The organism is Pseudomonas sp. FG1, from assembly GCF_034313875.1.
GTDB lineage: Bacteria > Pseudomonadota > Gammaproteobacteria > Pseudomonadales > Pseudomonadaceae > Aquipseudomonas > Aquipseudomonas veronii.
In genome coordinates this window covers 5,647,844-5,668,342 of sequence record NZ_JAVIWP010000001.1, presented here as the reverse complement: position 1 = coordinate 5,668,342, position 20,499 = coordinate 5,647,844, and the positions used below count along the sequence as shown (strand labels likewise).

Here is a 20,499-nt window from a genome sequence, read left to right as displayed (position 1 = left end):
CGACAGATTTTTCAATCCGCCGCGTGCGATGGGCGGCGATTTTCCATGTCGTGAGCTTAGAGAGGGCGCTTGTGATGGAGTACCCCATCAAGGCGCAACGCTACATTGCGCCAGGCGCAACGGCGGCAGAATTAACAACCGTTAACTCGCGCAGGGTGCGCCGATGTCCAAAGATAGGCGCTCAAGGAGCGTAATGACGGAAGGGGTTTCATGGACAAGCTGCTCGCACTGAAAATATTCATCCAGTCAGTAGATTCCAAGGGCTTTTCGTCTGCCGCCAGGCAACTCAATCTGGCGACCTCTTCAGTCACCAGAATGATCGACAGGCTTGAGGATGACCTGGGGGCCGTGCTGCTGAATCGCTCTACCCGGCAAGTCACGTTGACCGATGCCGGTAGTGTGTACTACCTGAAAAGCCGGGATATTCTGAGCGCCATGGCTGACGCCGACGAGTCAGTTTCGGACCGCGGTGAAGTGCCCGCGGGACAGTTGCGTATCTCCGTGCCCGTGGCGTTTGGACAGCGTCTTATTGCCCCTCATATCGGCGCGCTTTTAGCGCGCTATCCCCTGCTCGTACTGGATATGACGCTATCGGACGACATCGTCGATCTGCTCGGCGAACGCATCGATCTATCGATCCGGCTGGGGTCGCCAGCGGCGATGGAAACGGTGGTCAGCCGCTGCATCGGCAACTTTCGCCGCCGCGTAGTCGCCAGCGCCGAGTACCTGAACGCTCGAGGATTTCCCGACCGGCCCATGGACCTCATGCAACACGAGTGCATGTGCTTCAACTATGGCGCGCCACAGCAGTTCTGGACATTTACAGAGCAGGGCCAAGAGCTGCGCGTGCCCGTCGAAGGGCAATTCAAGAGCAACAATGCCGAGGTCCTGCGCGAAGTGGTGCTGGCCGGATGCGGGGTGGCGCTGTTACCCGATTGGTTGGTCAATGATGACGTCGACAGTGGTCGACTCACTTCCTTGTTTGACGCTTTTGTCGTCAATCCGAACAGCGCCAGTTCAGCGATCTCGGCCTTGTACCTGCCCAATCATCGCGGCTCGAAACGTATCAATGCGTTCATTGATTTCCTCACCGAATTGCTCAAGTCGCGAACACAGCCGACGACGTGATCGGCTCATCGTTGCGTTTTGCGAAAAGCAACGTTGTGCAGCAGGTGGATTCTCTGTCGGCGCTCCGGCACCTACCTTGGGGAGGTGAAACATTCAACCACGGAGACCGTCATGAGTTTGCATTCATCCAAAATTCAGGTGACTTACGACTTCATCTGCCCATGGTGCTGGATCGGTGAGGAAAATCTTGAACGCGCGCTGGCCGCTTCGGGTTTTTCAACGGACCGCCCAATCAGTTTCCTGCCTTATCAGTTGAACCCGGACATGCCGGTTCGAGGCATGGATCGCAAAGCCTATCGCTCTGGCAAGTTCGGCAGCTGGGCGCGTAGCCAGGCCATGGACGCACAGGTCACCCACGCCGGTAAGGCCGTCGGCCTTGAGTTCGATTATGAGCGCGTCGAAAAAACCCCCAACACCCTGGCCGCGCATCGGTTGGTATGGCGCGAGCAACAGGCGGGTCGAGACGCTTCCTTGCTGGTCAAGGCCATTTTCAAGGCGTACTTCAGCGAAGGGCGGGATATCGGCGACCTCACTGTGCTGGCCGACATCGCTGCCGAAACCGGGCTGGACCGAGAGGTCATTGTCGACTTTCTCAAGGCCGACGAAGGCACCGCTGAAGTCTTGAAGCTCGAAGCCCAAACCAAGGCGTCCGGTGTGCGCTCGGTGCCGAGTATCCAGATCGCAGATGACGTGATCAGTGGCGCGCAGCCCATCGAAATAATGATCCAGATACTGAAGCGAAGCCAAGCCGCCTAAGGCGGTTTTTCAATCCCAATCCATTCAGGACATCATCATGACTCATCACTTGTTCAGCCCTCTCAAACTCGGCCAATTCACCCTCGATCACCGCGTCGCCATGGCGCCTCTGACTCGCTCGCGAGCGGGGCAACCTGGCAACGTACCGACATCGATGAACGTCGAGTACTACCGTCAGCGTGCCAGTGCTGCATTGATCATTACCGAGGCTACACAGATTTCGCAGCAGGGCCAGGGTTACGCCTGGACGCCCGGCATCCATAGCGACGAGCAGATTCAGGGCTGGAAGGCTGTCAGCGAGGCCGTACACGCAGAAGGCGGGCGCATTTTCCTGCAGCTCTGGCATGTGGGGCGAGTGTCGCACCCGGTGTTCCAGCCTAACGGCGGCTTGCCGGTGGCACCGACCGCGCAGCCAGTGCCCGGCAAGACCTTCATCCTGAATGAAGAGGGCGAGGGCGTATGGGGTGATGTACCTGTCCCTCAGGAGCTGGACATTCCTGGGATCGAAGCGATCGTTGGCGACTTTCGCAGGGCCGCTCGCAACGCGATTCTGGCCGGTATGGATGGTGTGGAAATTCACGCGGGCAATGGCTACCTGCTCGACCAATTCATCAACAGCGCCAGCAATCAGCGAAGTGATCGCTACGGGGGAAGTATCGAAAACCGTGCGCGGTTGCTGCTTGAAGTCGTGGAAGCCGTGACCGCGGAAGTAGGTGCCGAACGCGTTGCTGTCCGCCTGACACCGATGGGACGTTTCATGGGAATGGGCGATGACACCCCGGAACAAACCTTTGGCTACATCGCATCCCGGCTCAATCACTGGCATCTCGCTTATCTGCACCTGGTAGAACCGATGATGGTCGGCACAGTGCTCGATGAGAGTAACGATCCACGCTGGGACGCGATCATCAAGCAACTGCGTACTGACTTCCACGGCGTTCTGATGTTGGCGGGTGGCTATTCCGGCGAAACGGCCGAACAGGCCATTGCGCAGGGCCGTGCAGACCTCATTGCGTTTGGTCGCCCGTTCATTGCCAACCCCGACTTACCGGCTCGCTTGCGTGGTCGCAACGAACTCAACGTGGCTGACGGCAACAGCTTTTTTGGCGGCGACGCCAAGGGGTACATCGACTATCCGGTGTTGGCATAACGCAACGGTAAACCGCAGCTGCGGGAATCACCCTGCAACGAGGAGAAAGGTAATGAAGAGTTCAGGCGTTCCAAAGGCCTTGGTCATTGGTGGTTCCCTGGGCGGGCTGTTCGCCGCCACGGCGTTACGCGCGATTGGTTGGCAGGTCGATATTTACGAGCGATCCCCTGCGGCGATGGATAGTCGTGGCGGGGGCATCGTTCTGCAAGCGGACGTCCTGCACCATTTTCGTTATGCGGGCATTCATCCGGCAGGTGCGCTCGGCGTCCGCTCCCACGATCGTCTCTATCTGGATCGAGAGGGTAGCGTCGTGCATAAAGAGCCGATGCCGCAAACCCAGACGTCCTGGAACACACTGTACAGCTCATTATTTTCTGCATTTGCTGCTGAGCATTATCACCGTGGCAAGACGTTGGTGGATCTGACTCAGAATGAACATCGGGTGACTGCGATTTTTGCCGACGGCAGCACTGCCGAGGCAGACCTGCTGATTGGCGCTGATGGCTCGGGTTCAACCGTGCGAAGCGTGGTGTTGCCTGGAACAGTACCCAGCTATTCGGGGTATGTGGTGTGGCGCGGGCTGGTCGATGAAGAGCAACTTCCAGACTTCGCCAAAATGCAGCTTTACGAGGACTTTGTTTTTCAACAAGACCCTGAATCGCTGATGCTGGAATACATGGTGCCGAGCGTGAATGGCTCCGTTAATCCGGGCGAGCGTCGGTTCAATTGGCTGTGGTATCTGAAAGCTGCGCAAGGGGCGGAACTGGACGCTGTGCTCACTGACAGCGATGGCCGTCGGCGTAGTCACTCCATTCCACCCGGAGCCTTGGCCACTGGGCAGGATGCTTACATACGGGGAATGGGGGAGCGGCAGGCGAACCCGGCTTTTCGGGAACTGATTCGCCAGACCCAAGATATTTTTGTGCAAGCGATCCTTGATCTCAAAGTTCCTCAGATGGTGTTTGGCCGTGTGCTGTTGACTGGCGATGCCGCTTTTGTGCCGCGTCCTCATACCGCCGGAAGCACGGCCAAGGCAGCCCGCAATGCACTGGCCCTGGCGCAAACAATCGACGACATCGGCGACCTCGATAAAGCCCTGCTTGCCTGGCAGCACCAACAACTTGCAGAAGGCATGCGTATGGCGGATTGGGGGGTGAGTATGGGCAATCGGATTATGGGGATCGCCCAAGCCTGATGGAGCGGCTCACATCGGACTTATTGGCGAGAGCCTTGCGTTGGCGGGATGAAAGTGGGCTGTGATCGTTGGGCTGTTGCAGTCTTTCTAGACTGAATATAAAAAGAGGAGATTAGCTTCAGATCGAAGCGGTCTCCTCTTTTTTAGCACCTGTAAACTTTGAAGTTTTAACCATTCTGGCAAGCGCCACCGAGTATTTTGTATTGCAGGTCGTGCGTTATACCCTTGTGATCCACATACACCATGTGCGCGTCCACTGGGCCACAAGCGTTGTTTGTGTCCTCGGCTGTAGTGATGTCGATGACCTTGGCGATATCCAGGTGTTCGGAATAATTGTACCGCTCAGGTTCAGGGGCAGAGGCATTGTTGTTGGCGCCATCATGGGCTGAAGCGTATACGCTAAACATCATCAGTGAGGCGAGCATTGCATATTTCATCAGGGTGTCTTCCAGTAAGAGTGAGAGAGGGGACAAGATCTCTTTGTTTGCTTCTGGAGCTGATTATGCTGTCGCCAGGTTGTTTGTAGAAATGCTCAGGCGGGATACTGATTATTACCGAAAATGATGTTTATCCATGTTTGTCTACAGATGGGCCAATATAATTTAATGGGTGTAGTGCTTGCTGTCGGCAATGCGGGTCGGTTGGTTTTTTATAGTCTTTTGACTGATTTATTTAAAGCTGTATGGGCCCATGGTTATGATTGATCAGTATTTGTTTATTCGGTTCGATCATCTTGGCTGGGGTCCCGAGCGAACGGCAGAGACGATCTGGTGAAGTCTTGAACGGTTCGCAAAAAAAGGCCGGTCAGGCCGGCCAAAGGGAAATCGAGAGTTTCGCCAACGCTATACGGGGAGTTTCAGGATTCTGGCCGCGTTGGCGCCGAGTACTGCCGCTTTCTCGCGCGGGCCCAAGCCTACGCTTTCGACAAAACGCACCGGCTGTTCATAGCCCATGTCGAAGCAGTAGCCGCTGCCCAGGACCAGATGGTCGATACCGACGTTGGCGATCAAATAGTCCAGCACCGGCCCGGAGTGCGACACGGTGTCGTAGCTGAATCGCGTCAAGTAGCTGCTCGGCTTCTGGGCCAGGCGTCGTGTCTCAGGACGTGAGGTCCACCCGGCATCGAGACGTCCCACGAGTATTGGCAAAGCCCCACCGGCGTGAGGCAATGACACATGCAGTTGAGGGTATTGATCCAATACTCCGCCGAGGATCAGGTGTGACGCCGCGATAGCTGTATCGAACGGGTTGCCCAGCAAGTTGCTCAAGTAGTAGTTGCTCAGACGGTTGCCGCCGACCGTTTGTTGCGGGTGCAGGAATACTGGGAGTCCGAGCTGTTCTATACGGGCAAAGACGGGCGCGAAGCGCGGATTGTCCAGGTCCAGGCCGTTGATGTTTGTGCCCATGTACACCCCACGAACCCCAGGCAATTCGGCGGCGCGTTCCAGCTCGGCGATGGCATCGTCAGCCTCTAGCATCGGCAACGTGGCCAGCACCACAAAACGTTGTGGGTGTTGGCGATGGACCATCGACGCAGCATCGTTCCAGGCACGTGCCAGGCGGGCATTGAGTTGTCGATCTGCCCAGTACACCATTGGCACGCTAAGGGACAGCGCCTGTACGTCGATGAATTTCAACGGCAATGGCCCCAATCCTCCGGCCGGGGTGGAGAAACTGAAAGTAGTCTCCTGGCGGGTATAGCTTGCACCGAACGTTTTGCCCTCACTTCCCAGGAGGTGTAAGAACTCTTCAGGGTAGTAATGTGCATGGATGTCCACCGATCGCACCGGGACATCGGCACCTTTCTTGATCGGTGCCGCCGAGGCGGGTGATAAACGGGTCAGAGCGACCGGTTCTCGCCGTGGCATGTACCCGCTTCGAGACGCCGCTCTATTAATCGATCGATTATTTGATCAAATCTGATTATCATCCGATCAATAGGGAGATCGCAAGCCTCCTTAATCAATCAGGCCATTGAGCACAGCCATGCAAGACTCCCATTGCCTGGTCATGCACAGTCGCTACCTTTACCTTTCGATCTCGGAATCCGTGCATGGACAAGTTGCTGGCGCTGAAAATGTTTGTCGAAACGGTGCGCTGTGGGGGTTACTCATCTGCGGCGCGTAAGCTCGGCATCTCCACATCGTCTGTGACACGGCAGGTCGCGGGGCTGGAAAGTGAGTTGGGTGCCAGCCTGCTCAACCGCACCACGCGCAATACGAGCGTCACGGTGGCGGGGCAGCACTATTTCGATAAAGTCGTGGCGATCCTTGAGGCCATCGATGGCGCGGATGCCGTCGTTGCCGACCGTGGCAGCGAAGCTCAGGGGCGTTTGCGGGTCAGTGTCCCGGTGGAATTCGGCCGGCGAATCATCGCCCCGCACTTGGGGCGGTTGCTTGAACGCCATCCCGGTCTGGAAATCAGTCTCTCGCTGAGCGACGAGGTCAGTGACCTGCTCAGCGAACAAATCGATGTGTCAGTACGTCTTGGTTCATCGGTTGTCAGTGATGACATCGTCAGCAAGCGGCTGGGCTATTTCCAGCGTTGGGTGGTGGCGAGTCCCGAATACCTGACACGAACCGGACTGCCGCGACACCCTCGCGACTTGCTCGAGCACCCGTGCTTGCGTTTCGATTACCACACGGGCCACCACGACTGGACATTCCTGGGCGATGAGGACGTCATCCGCGTGAATGTGCAGGGACGGCTGCAAAGCAACAATGCCGACATTCTGCGCGAGGCTGCCTTGGCCGGTGGCGGGGTGACGCTATTGGCCGATTGGCTGGTACGTGAGGACGTCAGTGCAGGTCGGCTGACGCGGGTGCTGGAGCAATATGAAGTCAACCCAGGCAGTGCAAGCACCTGCATCAATGCGCTGTATCTGCCCAACCACCGTGGTTCCAGCCGCATCAGTGTATTCATCGCGTTTCTTCAGGAAATACTCGCGCCCTAAGCTCGTCCTGCGCATCAGGCAAGATCGCGTTGCGCGTCGCTTTTGATCGAATTGACTGCCAGCCAATACCCGCGCGGCGTGCGAATACCCTCTTCCTCACCCGCAGGCCCACAACGTGTCCGGTTAGATCGGACACGATCCTGGGTAAAGGCAATGGAGCGATTTCGATGAACACACAAGAGAATGTCCAGACGGTGAAGTTTTTTTTGCAGCCATGGGCCGCGGTGATAAGCCAGGGTTACTAAAACTCACGAGGGCACAATTTCCGAGCATTGTTGTGCTGGCTTCTTGTTCCTGAACGGTTGTTGCCAAGCGAGCTGTGCTTGGACTTCCGCCACGGCATCGAGGACTTTCTGTGCCCAGCGCTCATCCTCCGGATGCACGACAACAACGCGAAAACCGTGATCACGCCCTTCAGTCCGCACGCCTTCGGAATCGTCGACATGTAAGTCGATATCGAATGCCGGCGGAAATTTCGAGGGCGCGTTCGACAGGCCATGCACCGTCAGGGCACGGTTATGCAGCATGCTGTTGACCACCCCGTCGACGCGGATGCCGTACAGCAAAAGCCAACGCCTGATGTAGGACGGAGTGCGACCGGACGAGGTGTAGACCCAGATACTGCAGCCCTGGCGACGTAACTCTTGGGTCAGGGAGCGTGTGCCGATACGCAATGGTTCACCCAGCCAACGATGCACACAGGCCGGCAGCCGGCTTGGCTCGACTGCGCAGTGGTGGAGTTGGCAGGCCAGGGTGTCATCGATATCGAACGAAATGCGTATGCGCTGACGCCTGAATACGTGCATCGGGACGGCGCGCCGCATGGCGTGCCATACCCGGCTGCCGGAAGCTCGGCATTTAGCGAGCGTGGGATACCGGCTCATCGATGACCCTCCTGGTAAAGGGGCGAGGCCTTGTCGTTGAGAAGAAATTTCATTGAATCAGATGCCTGATCTTCCAGGAAGGCTGCATACTTTTTCTTGATCTTGGGCAATTCATACAACGCCTTGACGCCATGCTTGGCGGAGTTGCGTATGACCGATGACGGGTTGAAGTAGCCCTCGGCGTTTTTCAGCGTCAGCACGAATGGAGGCAAACCTGCGCGCATGAGCAAATAGCTGACGATGAGCGACCCACTGCGGTTATTGCCTTCAATAAACAACTGCGGCTTGCTGAGGATTCGCACGTAGACACCGGCTGCACGTTTCCAGACGGATTCGCTGCGATACGCACAGTACCAATTGAACAAGTCTTTTATCCCCCCCTCGACGTTGTTGAAGAAGTGTTCCTCGGTCGCCGCCAGATGTTGAGCGTATTCCCGTCGGCGTACCGGGTCCCGACCACAGAGCACGGTGGCGTTGATCTCCAGCATCAGGTTCAGTTGCTGAAGGTCGAACAGGTCTACGCCGCTTGCGACATAGCTGTCAATCAACGCATAACCTTCAAGTACATTGTGCAGCACTTCGTCAGTCAAGGGGTCGCGCGGCTCGGTAAAGTGCCTGCTGAGCTCGGAAAAGCGGCTCTGCACCTCGCGTAGCGCGCGTTCGATTGCAGGTAAATCAAGACGACGGGGTGCAGGCATTGGCAATCCTGGGAAACGGTAGATAAGCAGGTAAAACGACCGGATGCCCGCTAAAGCACCTTTGGCACTATAGCGGTATGCGGTCTTGACTGGACGTTTGCTGTTTAGCTGAACTTGCCGCTGATGTAATCCCCGGTCATTTGTTCGCGCGGGTTATCGAAAATCTGCGCCGTTGGGCCCATCTCAACCAAATAACCGGTGCGCGTGCCCTGGGAAATATCAACCGAGAAAAACGCCGTCGTGTCCGCAACACGGATGGCTTGCTGCATATTGTGGGTGACCAGGGCGATGGTGTAATCCTTCTTCAGCTCAACCATCAACTCCTCGACCCGGCGCGTCGCGATCGGGTCGAGTGCCGAACAGGGCTCATCCAGCAACAGCACTTCAGGTTCGGTCGCGATGGCGCGAGCGATACAAAGCCGTTGTTGCTGGCCGCCGGAGAGTGACAGGCCGCTGACCTTGAGCTTGTCCTTGACCTCATCCCACAGCGCCGCGCCTTGCAGGGCGTGCTTTACACGGTCTCCCAGGTCGCCTTTGTAGCGATTGAGGCGCAGGCCGAACGCAACGTTGTCGAAAATGCTCATCGAAAATGGGTTCGGCTGCTGAAAAACCATACCGATGTAACGCCGCACGACCACCGGGTCAACGCCCTTGCCATAGACGTCTTGCCCAAGGAAATGCACGTGCCCTTCAAACCGAAAGCCTTTCACCAGATCGTTCATCCGATTGAGGCTACGCAGCACGGTACTTTTGCCGCAGCCAGAAGGGCCGATGAAACCGGTGATCTTGTTTTTTTCGATCGGCACATGGCTGTCACGTACCGCCATGAAGTTGCCGTAGAAAATTTTGTCCAGCTTGCAGTCCATGACGACAGGCGCCTGGGTGACAAACGGAGCGGCTATTTGCGCAGTTGATACGTTCAAAATTCAGATGCTCCCGTTCTCAATACTTGGGCTTGCCGAAAATGCGGCTGACAATATTCACGACCAATACGATCATCACCAGCACCAGCGAGGCTGCCCATGCGAGCTCGAGTTGGTTGTCGAAGGGCATACCGGAGAAGTTGTAAATCAGCACGGCAAGCGATGCCGTCGGATTCATGACTGCCAGGCTGCCGTCGTGAAAAATCCAGTAGTTGCTGAACAGCGCGGTAAACAACAACGGCGCGGTTTCGCCCGCGGCGCGGGCCACGGCGAGCATGACGCCCGTCAGGATTGCCGGCATGCCGGTAGGCAAGACGATTTTCCAGATGACCTGCGAGCGGGTACAGCCCATGCCGTAGGCCGCATCCTTCATGATTTTAGGCACCATCCTCATCGACTCTTCAGCCGTCAGCACGACGATGGGCAACATCAGTACCGCCAGTGCCACGCCACCCGCCGGTGCTGAATAGGTACCGGTGGTCATCACCACCAGCGCGTAGGCAAACACCCCGGCCAGAATGGATGGCAGGCCCGTAAGCATCTTGGCGGCAAAGCGCGCGGCGTTTGCCAGCTTGCTGTCTGGCCCCAGTTCAGCCAGAAAAATGGCCGCCATGATGCCGACCGGCACTGCGATTGCCGCCGCGATACCGACCATGACGAAGGTGCCTGCCATCGCGTTGCCGAAGCCACCGCCGGTCTCGAAACCGGTTGGCGGCAGTTCGGTGAATACCTCCAGGCTCAGGCGTGCCCCTCCGCGCGTGATCAGCATGTAGAGCACGGAAATCAGCGGCACGCTGGCCAGTAGAGCACCACCCCAGACCAGTGTGGTCAACACCAGGCTGCGCAGGGCGCGGCCTTCAAACTTGCGCTGCAGGCTTGGTAAAGCGGCTGTAGAGGAAGTGATGTCAGTCATCATTTAGTACCACGTTGGGCATAGACCATGATCATGGAACCGATGATGTTCACCAGGAGCGTGATAAACATCAGTACCAGTGCGGCGTACATCAATACTTCGATTTCGTTCGGCCCGGCTTCGGGGAAGTTCAGCGCCAACAAGGCCGCTAGCGTATTGGCCGGGGCAAACAGAGAAAGCGAGATGTTGTTCGCGTTGCCCACCAGCATGGCCAGCGCCATGGTTTCCCCCAGCGCGCGACCCAGGCCGAGGACCAGGGAGCCGAAAATACCGGTGGCAGCGGATGGCACCATCACCTTCAGAATCGCTTCCCAATGGGTCGTCCCCATGCCGTAGGCGGCTTGCTTGGTTTTCATCGGGACACCGGTGAGGGCGTCCTGCGACACGGCCGCAATGGTCGGCAGAATCATGATGGCCAGTACCAACGCCGCAGGAAGCAGCCCCGGCCCGCTCAAGGTCGTGCCAAAAAAAGGTATCCAGCCCAGTTCGCTGTTCAGCCACGCCGTAAGCGGGCGAATCGTTGGGATCACCACGTAAATCCCCCACAGGCCATAAACGACGCTGGGGATGGCCGCGAGTAATTCGACGATGGTTCGAAACACGGCTGCCAGCTTCGCCGGCAGGAAATCCTGGGTCAGGAAAATCGCCATACTGACGCCGAAAAAGCCTGCGATCAGCAACGCGATCAGGGCGCTGTAGAGCGTGCCCCAAATGGCCGGCAAAATGCCGTACTTGCCTTGGTTAACGTCCCAGACGCTGCCGAGAAGCACATCAAAACCGTGCTTTTCCATGCCTGGAAGGGCCTTGCGTCCCACCTCGAATACCAAGGCGAAGACCAACGCCAGAATCAGAATCACCCCTATTCGTGCGAGCGCACGGAAGGTGCGATCAACCAGGAAATCCTTTGCAGAGGGTGGCTGGCAGGCAGAATCCTGGTTAACCGGTACGACAAAAGGTGTGCTCATTGGCTAACTCCGGAACAAGGGGGAAACGCTCCCGGTATGGCTGAGCGCGCATACCGAGAGAGGCCTCACGTGCGTTACTGGATGTTGGCGGATGCTTTGCGAACCTCATCCACAACCGATTTCGGCAGCGGGATGTAACCCATCGAGTCGGCGATTTTCTGCCCTTCGGTCAGGCTGTATTCGACCATTTCGCGCATCGCCTTGGCCTTGGCCGGGTTCTCGTTGTGCTTGCGGAAGATCATCCAGGTGTAGGACGTGATCGGGTAGGACTTGGCGCCGTCCGGATCCGGCAGCCAGGCCACCAGGCTTTCCGGCATTTTCACTGCCGCGAGGGCCTCGGCACCGCTTTCTGCGTTAGGGACAACGTACTTGCCGGCCTTGTTCTGCAGTTGGGCAAAGTCAACCTTGGCCAGCTTGGCGAAACCGTATTCGATATAGCCGATAGCGCCCGGAGTCTGGCGCACGGTCGCTGTCACACCATCGTTCTTCGGCGATTTGATGAATTTGTCGCTGGCAGGCCAGTTGACAGTGTTGCCTTCACCCAAATCTTTCTGGAACTGTGGGTTGATCGTCGCCAGATGCTTTGTGAATACCGCAGTGGTACCACTGGAGTCTGCACGCACGACAACGGTAATCGGCATATCAGGCAGTTTCAGGCCCGGGTTGGCAGCAACGATTTTCGGGTCGTTCCACTTGGTGATCTTGCCCAAGAAGATGTTGGAGTAAACGTCGCGTGGCAATTTAAGTTCTTTAGGATTGCCCGGCAGGTTAAAAGCCAACACGATTTCACCTGCCGTCATCGGCAGCAACTGCACGCCTTCGGCAACCTTGGCGATATCTTCGTCTTTCATTGCCGAGTCACTGGCGGCGAAATCGACGGTTTTGTTCAGGAAGTCCTGCACACCGGCGCCACTGCCCTTGGATTGATAATCCACAGTGACGCCTGCGGTTTTCTTACTGAAATCCTTGAACCAGGTCAGGTAGATCGGTGCCGGGAAACTAGCGCCTGAGCCGCTCAGGCGAACGCTTTCCTCAGCAAAAGCCATGGAAGTTGCACAAAGAGAAACCGCAACGGCGAGTGCAGCAGACTTCATCAAATTTTTCATCGAAGGAACTCATTGTGATAACGGGCTCCCGAACTTTGCAGCACTTTCGTTAAGCTTTTATGAAAGTTGAATGGCGGGTCGCGCCAACCGCGCCAGGCGCTAGGGCCTGGCCGTTGTGCATTAGGTGGTCTAGCCTTGTTTCGCCCTTTGCTTTTTGGGGGAGGGGCTGAGGGGGCAAAGTCTGAGCCTTGCCCGCTCCTGACAGACGATCAGAAAGGGGAGTGATGGCCTCTGGCAAAGCCCAGGCCGCCGCACCTAGACCTTGAAACGCTCCACCAGCCGTTCCAGCTCATGTCCCAGCCGCGCCAGTTCGTTACTCGACGCGGCGGTTTCCTCGCAGGTGTTGGCCGTCTGGTCGGAGATGTCGCGAACGTTGATCACGCTGCGATTGATCTCCTCGGTGACGGCGCTTTGCTCTTCCGCCGCCGTCGCAATCTGCTGATTCATGGCCTGAATGATCGAGACCTTGCTGGTGATGTTCTCCAGCGCGCTGACGGCACGGTGGGTGCATTCCACGCTGCTTTCGCTCAGCAGCAGGCTGCTTTCCATGCCCGAGGCCACGGCTTGGGTGCCGCTTTGCACACCGGCGACCAGGCTCTCGATTTCTTCGGTGGAGCGCTGGGTGCGCAGGGCGAGATTGCGCACTTCGTCGGCCACCACCGCAAAACCACGGCCGGCCTCTCCGGCGCGGGCGGCTTCAATCGCGGCGTTCAGCGCCAGCAGGTTGGTTTGCTGGGCGACGGCTTTGATCACATCCAGGACACCGCCGATTTTATCGCTCTGTTCCTGGAGGTAGCGCACAGCGTCTGCCGACTGGTTGAGTTCTGTCGCCAGGCGCTGGATCTGCTCGATGGCTTCACCCACGATCTGCTCGCCCTCGCTGGCTTGCTGATCGGCGGCCGACGCAGCGACGGAAGCTTCCTCGGCGTTGCGTGCGACGTTGTGGACGGTGGCAGTCATCTCGTTCATTGCGGTGGCGACATGATCCGTTTCGGCTTTCTGGGTGCTGATCCCCGAATTCGTTTGCTCGGTCACCGCCGACAGTTGTTCGGCCGCGCTGGCAACCTGAATGACGCCGGATCGAATGCCATCGATCAGCTCATGAAGGTTGAGCATCATCTGCTGAAGGCCCGACTGCAGTTGGCCCAGCTCATCGCGCCGGGTCACCGTCACATGCTCGGTCAAATCGCCCCGGGCAATGCGGTTCACCGCCTGGAGTGTGTGTTGCAGTGGATTGACGATTTGCCGTGTGATCACCCATGCGGCGAGCGCGCCCAGCAGCAGCGCCAGGGTCGCGACGAGGCTCAGCGAGGCCTTGGCGGACGCGGCATCGGTATCGCGTTTGGTGTTTTGCGATTCAATCAGCTTTTGTGTGGTGTCGAGCAACACGTCGCCCAACTGGCCCATCCGTTTAAACAAGGGCGCCTGGTCAATGTTGGGGGTGGCCAATTCATGCAGCAGTTGCCCGTACCCTTTGACTGCATTTTCCTGCTGTTGAATCAGGTTTTGATCCTGTGGGTCGACGAACGTATCCCCGATACTGTCCAAGTGGGCTGCGAGGCGATCCAGGGTTTGCTGCAGCGGTTGATAGGCATCCGGTTGGGTGCTCGTACCGATGCGTAGGCGAATGATTCGCAAGTCTTTGGTGTAATCGCTGACCTGAGCAATTTCCTCAACCTTGAGCCCGCGGTCGGTCAATGTCACCACTGCGTACCAGCCGGTCGCGGCCAGCAACAACGCAAGCCCCAGTACCAGGCCGAATCCCAAACTTAATTTAGCACTGACTCGGATATTGCTGATCCAGCCGAACATATGGACTCCAGTGAGTAACTCAGGTTGATTGATCCTTTATCACCTGAATGTCGACCATCCCTCCCAATGCTTTAGCACTAGTGTGACGGTCAGGCTGATCCAGATGGCAAATCGGGCCATGTATGAAAAATATCAGGATGCGAGGGAGATTGATTGGCGGTGCAACTGAAAGGATACAGCTCCACGTCTGTCGGGCGTTGGCGGAGTTGTCGGCTATTCAACTAAGGTGGCTTTTTCGACACGCATAGTGCGGTGCTGTACTTTAGTCGAATATTCAGCCGGCCCGAGTTCTGGCGGGCCTGTTTTCGGCGCGCGAACGACCGAAAAGAGTGCAGGGCCGTACTGATAAGTCTAGATCTTGATCGCTTTTTTCAGATAGGAAAACAGCTGGTCCTGGCAGGCCCTGTATTGATTTTCAAGGTGTTCGACTTCCCACATGCGAGCCAGCCATACCTCATCACAGGCCGCTTCCAAATGATTGACAGTTGTCATCCAGGCGGTTTGGGCGTTAGCCGTCGCTTGGAGTAATTGCAACAGCTCCTCATTTATCGGAAGGGTATTCGGTGAAGAGAGGATGGGCAACATTCAAAGTACCGGGAATCAATTTTAATAGTGGATGGTTTTTCTATTACACACTATAAAACGCTGTCCGCGAAAGGCAGTATTCGACTAATGGCTAACGGGTGAGGCGGTAAAGTTCAATTCCTTTGGGGCGCCTATTCATGCGATTTATAATGTTGCGCGCGTACTTATAGTATTTTCTCGGATTAAGCCAGTGATTCGATTCAGCCGATAAGTTGGATATTTATTTGGCCTTTATCTAATAACGTGCCGCGCGGGTACTTGTATCTTGGCGGCCCGGGTGATCAACGGTTGCCACGATGGCCCGCCAATGCCCACGCCTGCCAGGCACGACCGAAGCGTGACGTTGAACCCTGACAGGCGTGTTTCAGGCACGCCTGGAAAGTCGGGAATCCGCGCTCACGATCCAAGCGCTTTGACCAGCAGGGCCACCGCCACCAGCATCGACACGGCGGCAAATCCGCGTTGCAAGTGCGGGCCTGCCAGCCGCGCCGCGATCAGGCGTCCGCCGGCCATTCCAAACAAGGCGCCCACGGAGAACGGCAGGGCCACGGCCCACTGCAAATGCCCGGCCGCCGAGCTGGCGGCCACGCCGGCCATCGACACCAGCGCAATCACCGCCAGCGACGTCGCCAGCACCGACTGCGCGGTCAAATTGGTGTAGCGCTGCAGCGCCGGCACCATCACAAAGCCGCCACCCACGCCGAGCAAGCCCGAAAGCCCGCCCGCGATCACGCCCGACACCGTGAGCGCCCAGGCGCACGGCGCCGTCCAGTTCAGCTTGCCGCGTTGGGCGTCCAATACGCAGGGCGGCGGTTTGGTCGCGACGGCGGCCTTCGACGCCGGGGACGGCGGCAACGACCGTTTGAATACCCGGAACGCCACGTACATCAGCACGCAGGCAAACAGGATCGTCAACGGACGATTCGGCGTGCGCTGCGCCAACCACAGGCCCAGGGGCGAGCAGATGATCCCGGCGGTGGCGATCAATAGCGCCGCTTTGTAGCGGACGGTGCCGTTTTTCAGGCCCATCACCGCGCCCAGCGTCGCGGCCAGGCCCACCGCCAACAACCCGATGGGCCCGGCCTCGGCCATGCTCAAGCCCGCCCCAAACACCAGCAACGGCACCGCGAGTATGCCGCCGCCGGCGCCGGTCAGGGCCAGAATCACGCCGACTGTCAGCCCGAGCAGTAAGACGATGATCATCTCAGTCTCCTTGCGTTCAGCGCTGATTTCATTGGTCGGTCAACTCGGGTTTCGCCAGCCATTCGCGGCCCTTGAGCATACCCTTCCAATACAGCGGCGGAAGAATCCGCTCTTTGAGCAGCCACGCCAGCCGGGAAGGGCGGGTGCCGTCGATCAGCCATGACGGGAAGCTGGGGGCGACCTTGCCGCCGTAGGTGAACTCCGCCAGGACGATCTTGCCGCGCTCCACCGTCAGCGGGCAGGAGCCGTAACCGTCGTACTGTGCGCAACCGTTGGCCTTGCCCATGGCCGCCAGCACGTTATGCGCCACCACCGGCGCCTGCTTGCGCGCAGCGGCCGCAGTCTTGGCGTTGCTCGTGTTGGCCGCGTCGCCCAGCGCATGGATATTGGCAAAGGTTTTGTGACGCAGCGTGGCGGGGTCGACATCGATCCAGCCGGCCGCGTCAGCCAACGGGCTGACCCGAATGAAGTCCGGCGCGACCTGCGGTGGCACCACATGCAGCAAATCAAACTCACGGGTCAGCACGCGGGGGCTGCCATCCGGGTTCACGCCGCTGAACGTGGCCGTCCGCGCCGGGCCATCGACGCGGGTGAGGGTGTTGCCGAAATTCAGGTCGATGCCGTAAGCGGTGACGTATTCCATCAGCGCGGGCACATAGTCGGGAACCCCGAACAGCACCGCGCCGGCGCTGTAGAACTCGATCTCGACGGCATCCAGCACACCGCTGCGTTTCCAGTGGTCGGCCGATAAGTACATGGCTTTTTGCGGCGCCCCAGCGCATTTGATCGGCATCGGCGGCTGCGTGAAAATCGCCCGGCCACCCCGCAGTTGCTGGACCTTTTCCCAGGTATAAGGCGCCAGGTGATACAGGTAATTGGAGGTCACGCCGTTGCGGCCGAGGGTCTCCGACAACCCCTCGATGGCATGCCAATCGAGCTTCAGGCCGGGGCACACAATCAGTTGCTCGTATTTGACGACCCGGCAGCCATCCAGAATCACTGCGTTTCGCTCAGGTTCGAAAGCCGCCACCGCCGCCTTGATCCAATGCACGCCGCGGGGCAGGGTGGTGCCCATGGTGTGCGCCGTTTGGCGCGCATCGAACACCCCCCCGCCGACCAGCGTCCAGCCGGGTTGGTAGTAATGCACATCGGCCGGATCGACGATCGCAATGTCGAGCCCCGGCGCGCGGGCCAGCAGGCTGGAGGCGGTGGCGATACCCGCCGCGCCGGCGCCGATGATGACCACGGTATGTTGTGCTTCGGCCACTTCGACCGGCGTGCGGCCCTGGTTCGCGATCCGCCGGATCACGCCTTTCATATCGAAGCCGGCTTTTTTGGCGCTTTCGACGATGTGCGGCAGGTCGTGCTGACCTGCTTGCGACAGCGCCCACATCGTTGTCGAGCGCATCCCGGACCGGCAATAAGCCAACACCGGTTTGGGCAGCGTTTCCAGCAACTCGCCGAAGGCAATTCCCTGCTCGTCGGTGACTTTGCCCGACTCGGCGGGAAGGTAGTGCGCTTCGATGCCGACCGCGTCGGCGGCGCGTTTGATTTCGGCAAACAACGGTTGGTCACTGCCTTCGCCATCGGGGCGGTTGCAGATGACGGCACGAAAGCCGGCGGCTTTCAGTTCGGCCAATTGGCTGGGGAAAATCTGTTCTGATACTGATAAAGCAGGCGCAAGGCGGCGGATATCCATAAGTGTCTCCGTTATGGGTATTTTTCTTATGATTTTTTTAGGGTGGGGGAATGTCAGGCGACGTTGAGTGGAATTTTCAGGTAGCGAATCCCGTTCGATTCAGGCTCGGGCAAATGCCCGGCTCGCATGTTGACCTGGACCGAGGGCAGGATCAGGGTCGGCATGTCCATCGAGGCATCCCGCTTGGTACGCATCGCCACGAACTCCTCCTCACTGATGCCATTACGCACATGCACGTTCTGCTCGCGCTGTTCGGCAACGGTGCTGACGAATTGCACCTCGCGGCCACCCGGCTGGTAGTCGTGGCACATATACAGCAATGTATCCGCCGGCAGGCTCAACACTTTGTTGATTGACTGGAACAGCGTGCGCGCATTGCCGCCGGGGAAGTCACAGCGGGCGGTGCCGTAGTCGGGCATGAACAGCGTGTCGCCGACGAAGGCCGCCGTTTCGCTGCCATCGCTGACGACATAAGTCATGCAGGCCGGCGTATGGCCGGGTGTATGCAGTGCGGTGCAATGCAGCGTGCCAATGCTGAACGACTCGTCGTTGACGAACAGGTGATCGAACTGACTGCCATCGCGCGGCATATCGCTACCGGCATTGAACAGCGTACCGAAGACCTTTTGTACCGTCGAAATCTGGCTGCCGATGCCGATCTTCCCGCCGAGCTTTTCTTTCAGGTAGGGCGCGGCGGTCAGGTGGTCGGCGTGGACGTGGGTCTCGAGAATCCACTCGACCTGCGCATTCAGCTCGCTCACCCGCGCGATCAGGCGGTCGGCGGACGTGGTGGCGGTGTGGCCGGATTTAGGGTCGTAATCCAATACGCTGTCGATGATCGCGCAGTGGAGGGTGGTCTCGTCCAGTACCAGATAGCTGACGGTGTTGGTAGCAGAGTCGAAGAAGCCTTCGACGTGAAGTTTGACGCGCATGAACTGTCTCCTTAGGGGGGGCTTTTTTTCGAGCCGCTTAGACTAAGGACTGACATAGCAATAAGTTTGCCAGGCCATGGTTTTGCCGAAATAGCCTAATATCCAATTGATTTTATTGGGCTTTGTGTTTCTGTATAGGGGTATTCAGGCCTGTATCTGGGGGATTCTTCTGCCATTGGCAGTGCCTTGACAGAGGTGGCAGTGCCACAACAGGATGGAAAAATGGATTCCAGGAGCCATGATGAAGACTTTTCTGCCTACCCTAGCCAACGCCGTCCCACACCCGGATCAAGTACAGTCGCTTGTTTCGTTTCTGGAACACGAACCCAATCCGATGATCGTGCTCGATCCGGACTACAACATCCTGGCAGCCAACACGGCCTATCAGCGCCAGTTCGGCAGCGCTGACAAACCCTTTATCGGCCATAAGTGTTATCAGATCTCACACCATTACGACGTCCCTTGTGACCAGGCGGGTGAGAATTGCCCGATGAAGAAGGCCCAGGAAAAGCGCGGGCCGGATCGTGTCTTGCACATCCACCACACGCCTCGGGGGCCTGAGCATGTCGATGTCGAATTACGGCCGATCCTCGACGAAAATGGGGCGATCACCGCTTATGTTGAGCGCCTGACGCTGGTGCGCAGCGCCTCGGCGCGGCCGAGCAACGAAGGGCTGGTCGGCTGTTCACCGGCCTTCAACCTTGCCCTGTCGGAACTGCAGCGGGTGGCGCCGTCCATGCTGCCGGTGCTGCTCCTGGGCGAGTCGGGTACCGGCAAGGAGCTGTTCGCGCGCGCCGTCCATGAAACCAGCGAACGGGCCAGCGGGCCGTTTGTCGTGGTGGATTGCTCGGGCTTGACCGAAACACTCTTTGAGAGCGAGCTGTTCGGCCATGAAAAAGGCGCCTTCACCGGTGCCATCAGCCGCAAGCCCGGCTTGGTCGAAACCGCCCAGGGCGGCACATTGTTCCTGGATGAGATTGGCGATGTGCCGTTGGCCATGCAGGTCAAACTGTTGCGCCTGATCGAATCGGGCACCTATCGCCGGGTCGGCAGTGTCGAGACCTTCCACGCCAATTTCAGGTTGATTGCCGCCACCCACAAGCCGCTGGAAAAAATGATGGAAAAAGGCGAGTTCAGGCAGGACCTGTACTACCGCATCAGCGCCTTCCCCATTCATTTGCCGCCCTTGCGCAACCGGGTAGAAGACATCGCCTTGCTGGTGAATTCATTCCTGCAACGGCGTGGTGCCGGCAAACGTCGACTGACCATCGATGCCGAAGCCCTGGCAGCCCTGCAGCAGTACTCATGGCCAGGCAATGTGCGTGAGTTACGCAACGTCCTGGAAAGGGCGAGCCTGTTCGCTGACGATGGGGTCATCCGCGCCATCCATTTACCCCAGGCCACCGTGGCGCCGCCACCTCAGGCTGCGCCTGCGCCTGCGGCTTCGACGCCGTTCGACGGCAGCACACTGGCGCAGGCCCTGGCCACATTCAAAGGCACCCGCAGTGAACTGGCCAAGCACCTGGGGATCAGCGACCGGACCTTGTACCGGCGCCTGAAGGAACAAGGCCTGGCCTAGCCCTCTACGACTGCCAGT

The 20,499-nt window shown here is 58.3% G+C and carries 19 protein-coding genes; 6 read left to right on the top strand and 13 right to left on the bottom strand.

What is annotated here, in order from left to right:
• The first annotated feature begins 210 nt into the window (after nucleotides 1-210).
• From RGV59_RS25845 to RGV59_RS25830, 4 genes are all read left to right on the top strand, one after another.
• Nucleotides 211-1,128, top strand: coding sequence for a LysR family transcriptional regulator (locus RGV59_RS25845; RefSeq protein WP_126586327.1), 918 nt, complete (start codon nucleotides 211-213; stop codon nucleotides 1,126-1,128).
• Nucleotides 1,129-1,239: 111 nt separating this feature from the next.
• Nucleotides 1,240-1,884 carry a DsbA family oxidoreductase gene (locus RGV59_RS25840; protein ID WP_057005726.1) on the top strand — a complete coding sequence of 215 codons (645 nt, stop codon included), beginning with the start codon at nucleotides 1,240-1,242 and terminating at the stop codon, nucleotides 1,882-1,884.
• Nucleotides 1,885-1,921: 37 nt separating this feature from the next.
• A complete protein-coding gene (locus tag RGV59_RS25835) occupies nucleotides 1,922-3,034 on the top strand; it encodes an alkene reductase (protein WP_126586325.1) in 1,113 nt (370 codons plus the stop codon).
• Nucleotides 3,035-3,086: 52 nt separating this feature from the next.
• Nucleotides 3,087-4,229, top strand: a complete 1,143-nt coding sequence (locus tag RGV59_RS25830; RefSeq protein WP_046486601.1) for an FAD binding domain-containing protein — start codon at nucleotides 3,087-3,089, stop codon at nucleotides 4,227-4,229.
• A 167-nt stretch (nucleotides 4,230-4,396) separates the two neighbouring features.
• Here RGV59_RS25830 and RGV59_RS25825 read toward each other — a convergent pair whose 3' ends face one another.
• Both RGV59_RS25825 and RGV59_RS25820 read right to left on the bottom strand, forming a co-directional pair.
• Nucleotides 4,397-4,666, bottom strand: a complete 270-nt coding sequence (locus RGV59_RS25825) for a DUF2790 domain-containing protein (protein WP_017847593.1) — start codon at nucleotides 4,664-4,666, stop codon at nucleotides 4,397-4,399.
• 405 nt (nucleotides 4,667-5,071) lie between these two features.
• Nucleotides 5,072-6,007 carry an amidohydrolase family protein gene (locus RGV59_RS25820; protein WP_322247148.1) on the bottom strand — a complete coding sequence of 312 codons (936 nt, stop codon included), beginning with the start codon at nucleotides 6,005-6,007 and terminating at the stop codon, nucleotides 5,072-5,074.
• 275 nt (nucleotides 6,008-6,282) lie between these two features.
• On the opposite strand from RGV59_RS25820, the gene RGV59_RS25815 reads away from it, so the two are divergent.
• Nucleotides 6,283-7,182, top strand: coding sequence for a LysR family transcriptional regulator (locus RGV59_RS25815; protein WP_046382743.1), 900 nt, complete (start codon nucleotides 6,283-6,285; stop codon nucleotides 7,180-7,182).
• 248 nt (nucleotides 7,183-7,430) lie between these two features.
• Here the strand turns inward: RGV59_RS25815 and RGV59_RS25810 are convergent, their stop codons facing one another.
• The 11 genes from RGV59_RS25810 to RGV59_RS25760 all read right to left on the bottom strand — a co-directional run bounded on the left by RGV59_RS25810 (nucleotide 7,431) and on the right by RGV59_RS25760 (nucleotide 18,902).
• Nucleotides 7,431-8,066, bottom strand: a complete 636-nt coding sequence (locus RGV59_RS25810) for a hypothetical protein (protein ID WP_063837682.1) — start codon at nucleotides 8,064-8,066, stop codon at nucleotides 7,431-7,433.
• On the bottom strand, nucleotides 8,063-8,764 hold the full coding sequence (locus RGV59_RS25805; protein ID WP_017847589.1) for a hypothetical protein: 702 nt from the start codon (nucleotides 8,762-8,764) through the stop codon (nucleotides 8,063-8,065). The genes RGV59_RS25810 and RGV59_RS25805 overlap by 4 nt, the downstream gene beginning before the upstream one ends.
• 104 nt (nucleotides 8,765-8,868) lie before the next feature.
• Complete coding sequence (pstB, locus tag RGV59_RS25800; protein ID WP_017847588.1) at nucleotides 8,869-9,630, bottom strand: phosphate ABC transporter ATP-binding protein PstB; 762 nt, start codon at nucleotides 9,628-9,630, stop codon at nucleotides 8,869-8,871.
• A 76-nt stretch (nucleotides 9,631-9,706) separates the two neighbouring features.
• Nucleotides 9,707-10,600, bottom strand: a complete 894-nt coding sequence (gene pstA, locus RGV59_RS25795) for a phosphate ABC transporter permease PstA (protein ID WP_026140105.1) — start codon at nucleotides 10,598-10,600, stop codon at nucleotides 9,707-9,709.
• Entirely contained in the window at nucleotides 10,600-11,565 is a 966-nt protein-coding gene (pstC, locus tag RGV59_RS25790) for a phosphate ABC transporter permease subunit PstC (RefSeq protein WP_026140104.1), read from the bottom strand. Before pstC ends, pstA begins: the two co-directional genes overlap by 1 nt.
• Before the next feature lie 74 nt (nucleotides 11,566-11,639).
• Entirely contained in the window at nucleotides 11,640-12,671 is a 1,032-nt protein-coding gene (gene pstS / locus RGV59_RS25785) for a phosphate ABC transporter substrate-binding protein PstS (protein WP_126586323.1), read from the bottom strand.
• 255 nt (nucleotides 12,672-12,926) lie between these two features.
• Nucleotides 12,927-14,483, bottom strand: a complete 1,557-nt coding sequence (locus tag RGV59_RS25780; RefSeq protein ID WP_104902790.1) for a methyl-accepting chemotaxis protein — start codon at nucleotides 14,481-14,483, stop codon at nucleotides 12,927-12,929.
• A 351-nt stretch (nucleotides 14,484-14,834) separates the two neighbouring features.
• A complete protein-coding gene (locus tag RGV59_RS25775) occupies nucleotides 14,835-15,068 on the bottom strand; it encodes a hypothetical protein (protein ID WP_126586321.1) in 234 nt (77 codons plus the stop codon).
• 396 nt (nucleotides 15,069-15,464) lie between these two features.
• Entirely contained in the window at nucleotides 15,465-16,271 is an 807-nt protein-coding gene (locus tag RGV59_RS25770) for a sulfite exporter TauE/SafE family protein (RefSeq protein ID WP_017847582.1), read from the bottom strand.
• Between the two features lie 28 nt (nucleotides 16,272-16,299).
• Entirely contained in the window at nucleotides 16,300-17,970 is a 1,671-nt protein-coding gene (locus RGV59_RS25765) for a bifunctional protein tyrosine phosphatase family protein/NAD(P)/FAD-dependent oxidoreductase (protein WP_017847581.1), read from the bottom strand.
• A 53-nt stretch (nucleotides 17,971-18,023) separates the two neighbouring features.
• Nucleotides 18,024-18,902: an MBL fold metallo-hydrolase gene (locus RGV59_RS25760; RefSeq protein WP_017847580.1), complete on the bottom strand. Its 879-nt coding sequence runs from the start codon at nucleotides 18,900-18,902 to the stop codon at nucleotides 18,024-18,026.
• A gap of 241 nt (nucleotides 18,903-19,143) precedes the next feature.
• Between RGV59_RS25760 and RGV59_RS25755 the strand changes: the two genes are divergently transcribed.
• A complete protein-coding gene (locus RGV59_RS25755; RefSeq protein WP_046486586.1) occupies nucleotides 19,144-20,481 on the top strand; it encodes a sigma-54 interaction domain-containing protein in 1,338 nt (445 codons plus the stop codon).
• Nucleotides 20,482-20,499 lie beyond the last annotated feature (18 nt).

Excerpts from the sequence above, each read along its gene's own strand:
- RGV59_RS25805 (WP_017847589.1), bottom strand. The coding sequence starts at position 8,764 with ATGCCTGCACCCCGTCGTCTTGATTTACCTGCAATCGAACGCGCGCTA.
- RGV59_RS25815 (WP_046382743.1), top strand. The coding sequence starts at position 6,283 with ATGGACAAGTTGCTGGCGCTGAAAATGTTTGTCGAAACGGTGCGCTGT.
- pstA (WP_026140105.1), bottom strand. The coding sequence starts at position 10,600 with ATGACTGACATCACTTCCTCTACAGCCGCTTTACCAAGCCTGCAGCGC.
- RGV59_RS25755 (WP_046486586.1), top strand. The coding sequence starts at position 19,144 with ATGAAGACTTTTCTGCCTACCCTAGCCAACGCCGTCCCACACCCGGAT.
- RGV59_RS25780 (WP_104902790.1), bottom strand. The coding sequence starts at position 14,483 with ATGTTCGGCTGGATCAGCAATATCCGAGTCAGTGCTAAATTAAGTTTG.
- RGV59_RS25775 (WP_126586321.1), bottom strand. The coding sequence starts at position 15,068 with ATGTTGCCCATCCTCTCTTCACCGAATACCCTTCCGATAAATGAGGAG.
- pstC (WP_026140104.1), bottom strand. The coding sequence starts at position 11,565 with ATGAGCACACCTTTTGTCGTACCGGTTAACCAGGATTCTGCCTGCCAG.
- RGV59_RS25830 (WP_046486601.1), top strand. The coding sequence starts at position 3,087 with ATGAAGAGTTCAGGCGTTCCAAAGGCCTTGGTCATTGGTGGTTCCCTG.
- RGV59_RS25810 (WP_063837682.1), bottom strand. The coding sequence starts at position 8,066 with ATGAGCCGGTATCCCACGCTCGCTAAATGCCGAGCTTCCGGCAGCCGG.
- RGV59_RS25770 (WP_017847582.1), bottom strand. The coding sequence starts at position 16,271 with ATGATCATCGTCTTACTGCTCGGGCTGACAGTCGGCGTGATTCTGGCC.
- RGV59_RS25840 (WP_057005726.1), top strand. The coding sequence starts at position 1,240 with ATGAGTTTGCATTCATCCAAAATTCAGGTGACTTACGACTTCATCTGC.
- pstS (WP_126586323.1), bottom strand. The coding sequence starts at position 12,671 with ATGAAAAATTTGATGAAGTCTGCTGCACTCGCCGTTGCGGTTTCTCTT.
- RGV59_RS25760 (WP_017847580.1), bottom strand. The coding sequence starts at position 18,902 with ATGCGCGTCAAACTTCACGTCGAAGGCTTCTTCGACTCTGCTACCAAC.
- RGV59_RS25845 (WP_126586327.1), top strand. The coding sequence starts at position 211 with ATGGACAAGCTGCTCGCACTGAAAATATTCATCCAGTCAGTAGATTCC.
- RGV59_RS25825 (WP_017847593.1), bottom strand. The coding sequence starts at position 4,666 with ATGAAATATGCAATGCTCGCCTCACTGATGATGTTTAGCGTATACGCT.
- RGV59_RS25835 (WP_126586325.1), top strand. The coding sequence starts at position 1,922 with ATGACTCATCACTTGTTCAGCCCTCTCAAACTCGGCCAATTCACCCTC.
- pstB (WP_017847588.1), bottom strand. The coding sequence starts at position 9,630 with ATGGACTGCAAGCTGGACAAAATTTTCTACGGCAACTTCATGGCGGTA.
- RGV59_RS25765 (WP_017847581.1), bottom strand. The coding sequence starts at position 17,970 with ATGGATATCCGCCGCCTTGCGCCTGCTTTATCAGTATCAGAACAGATT.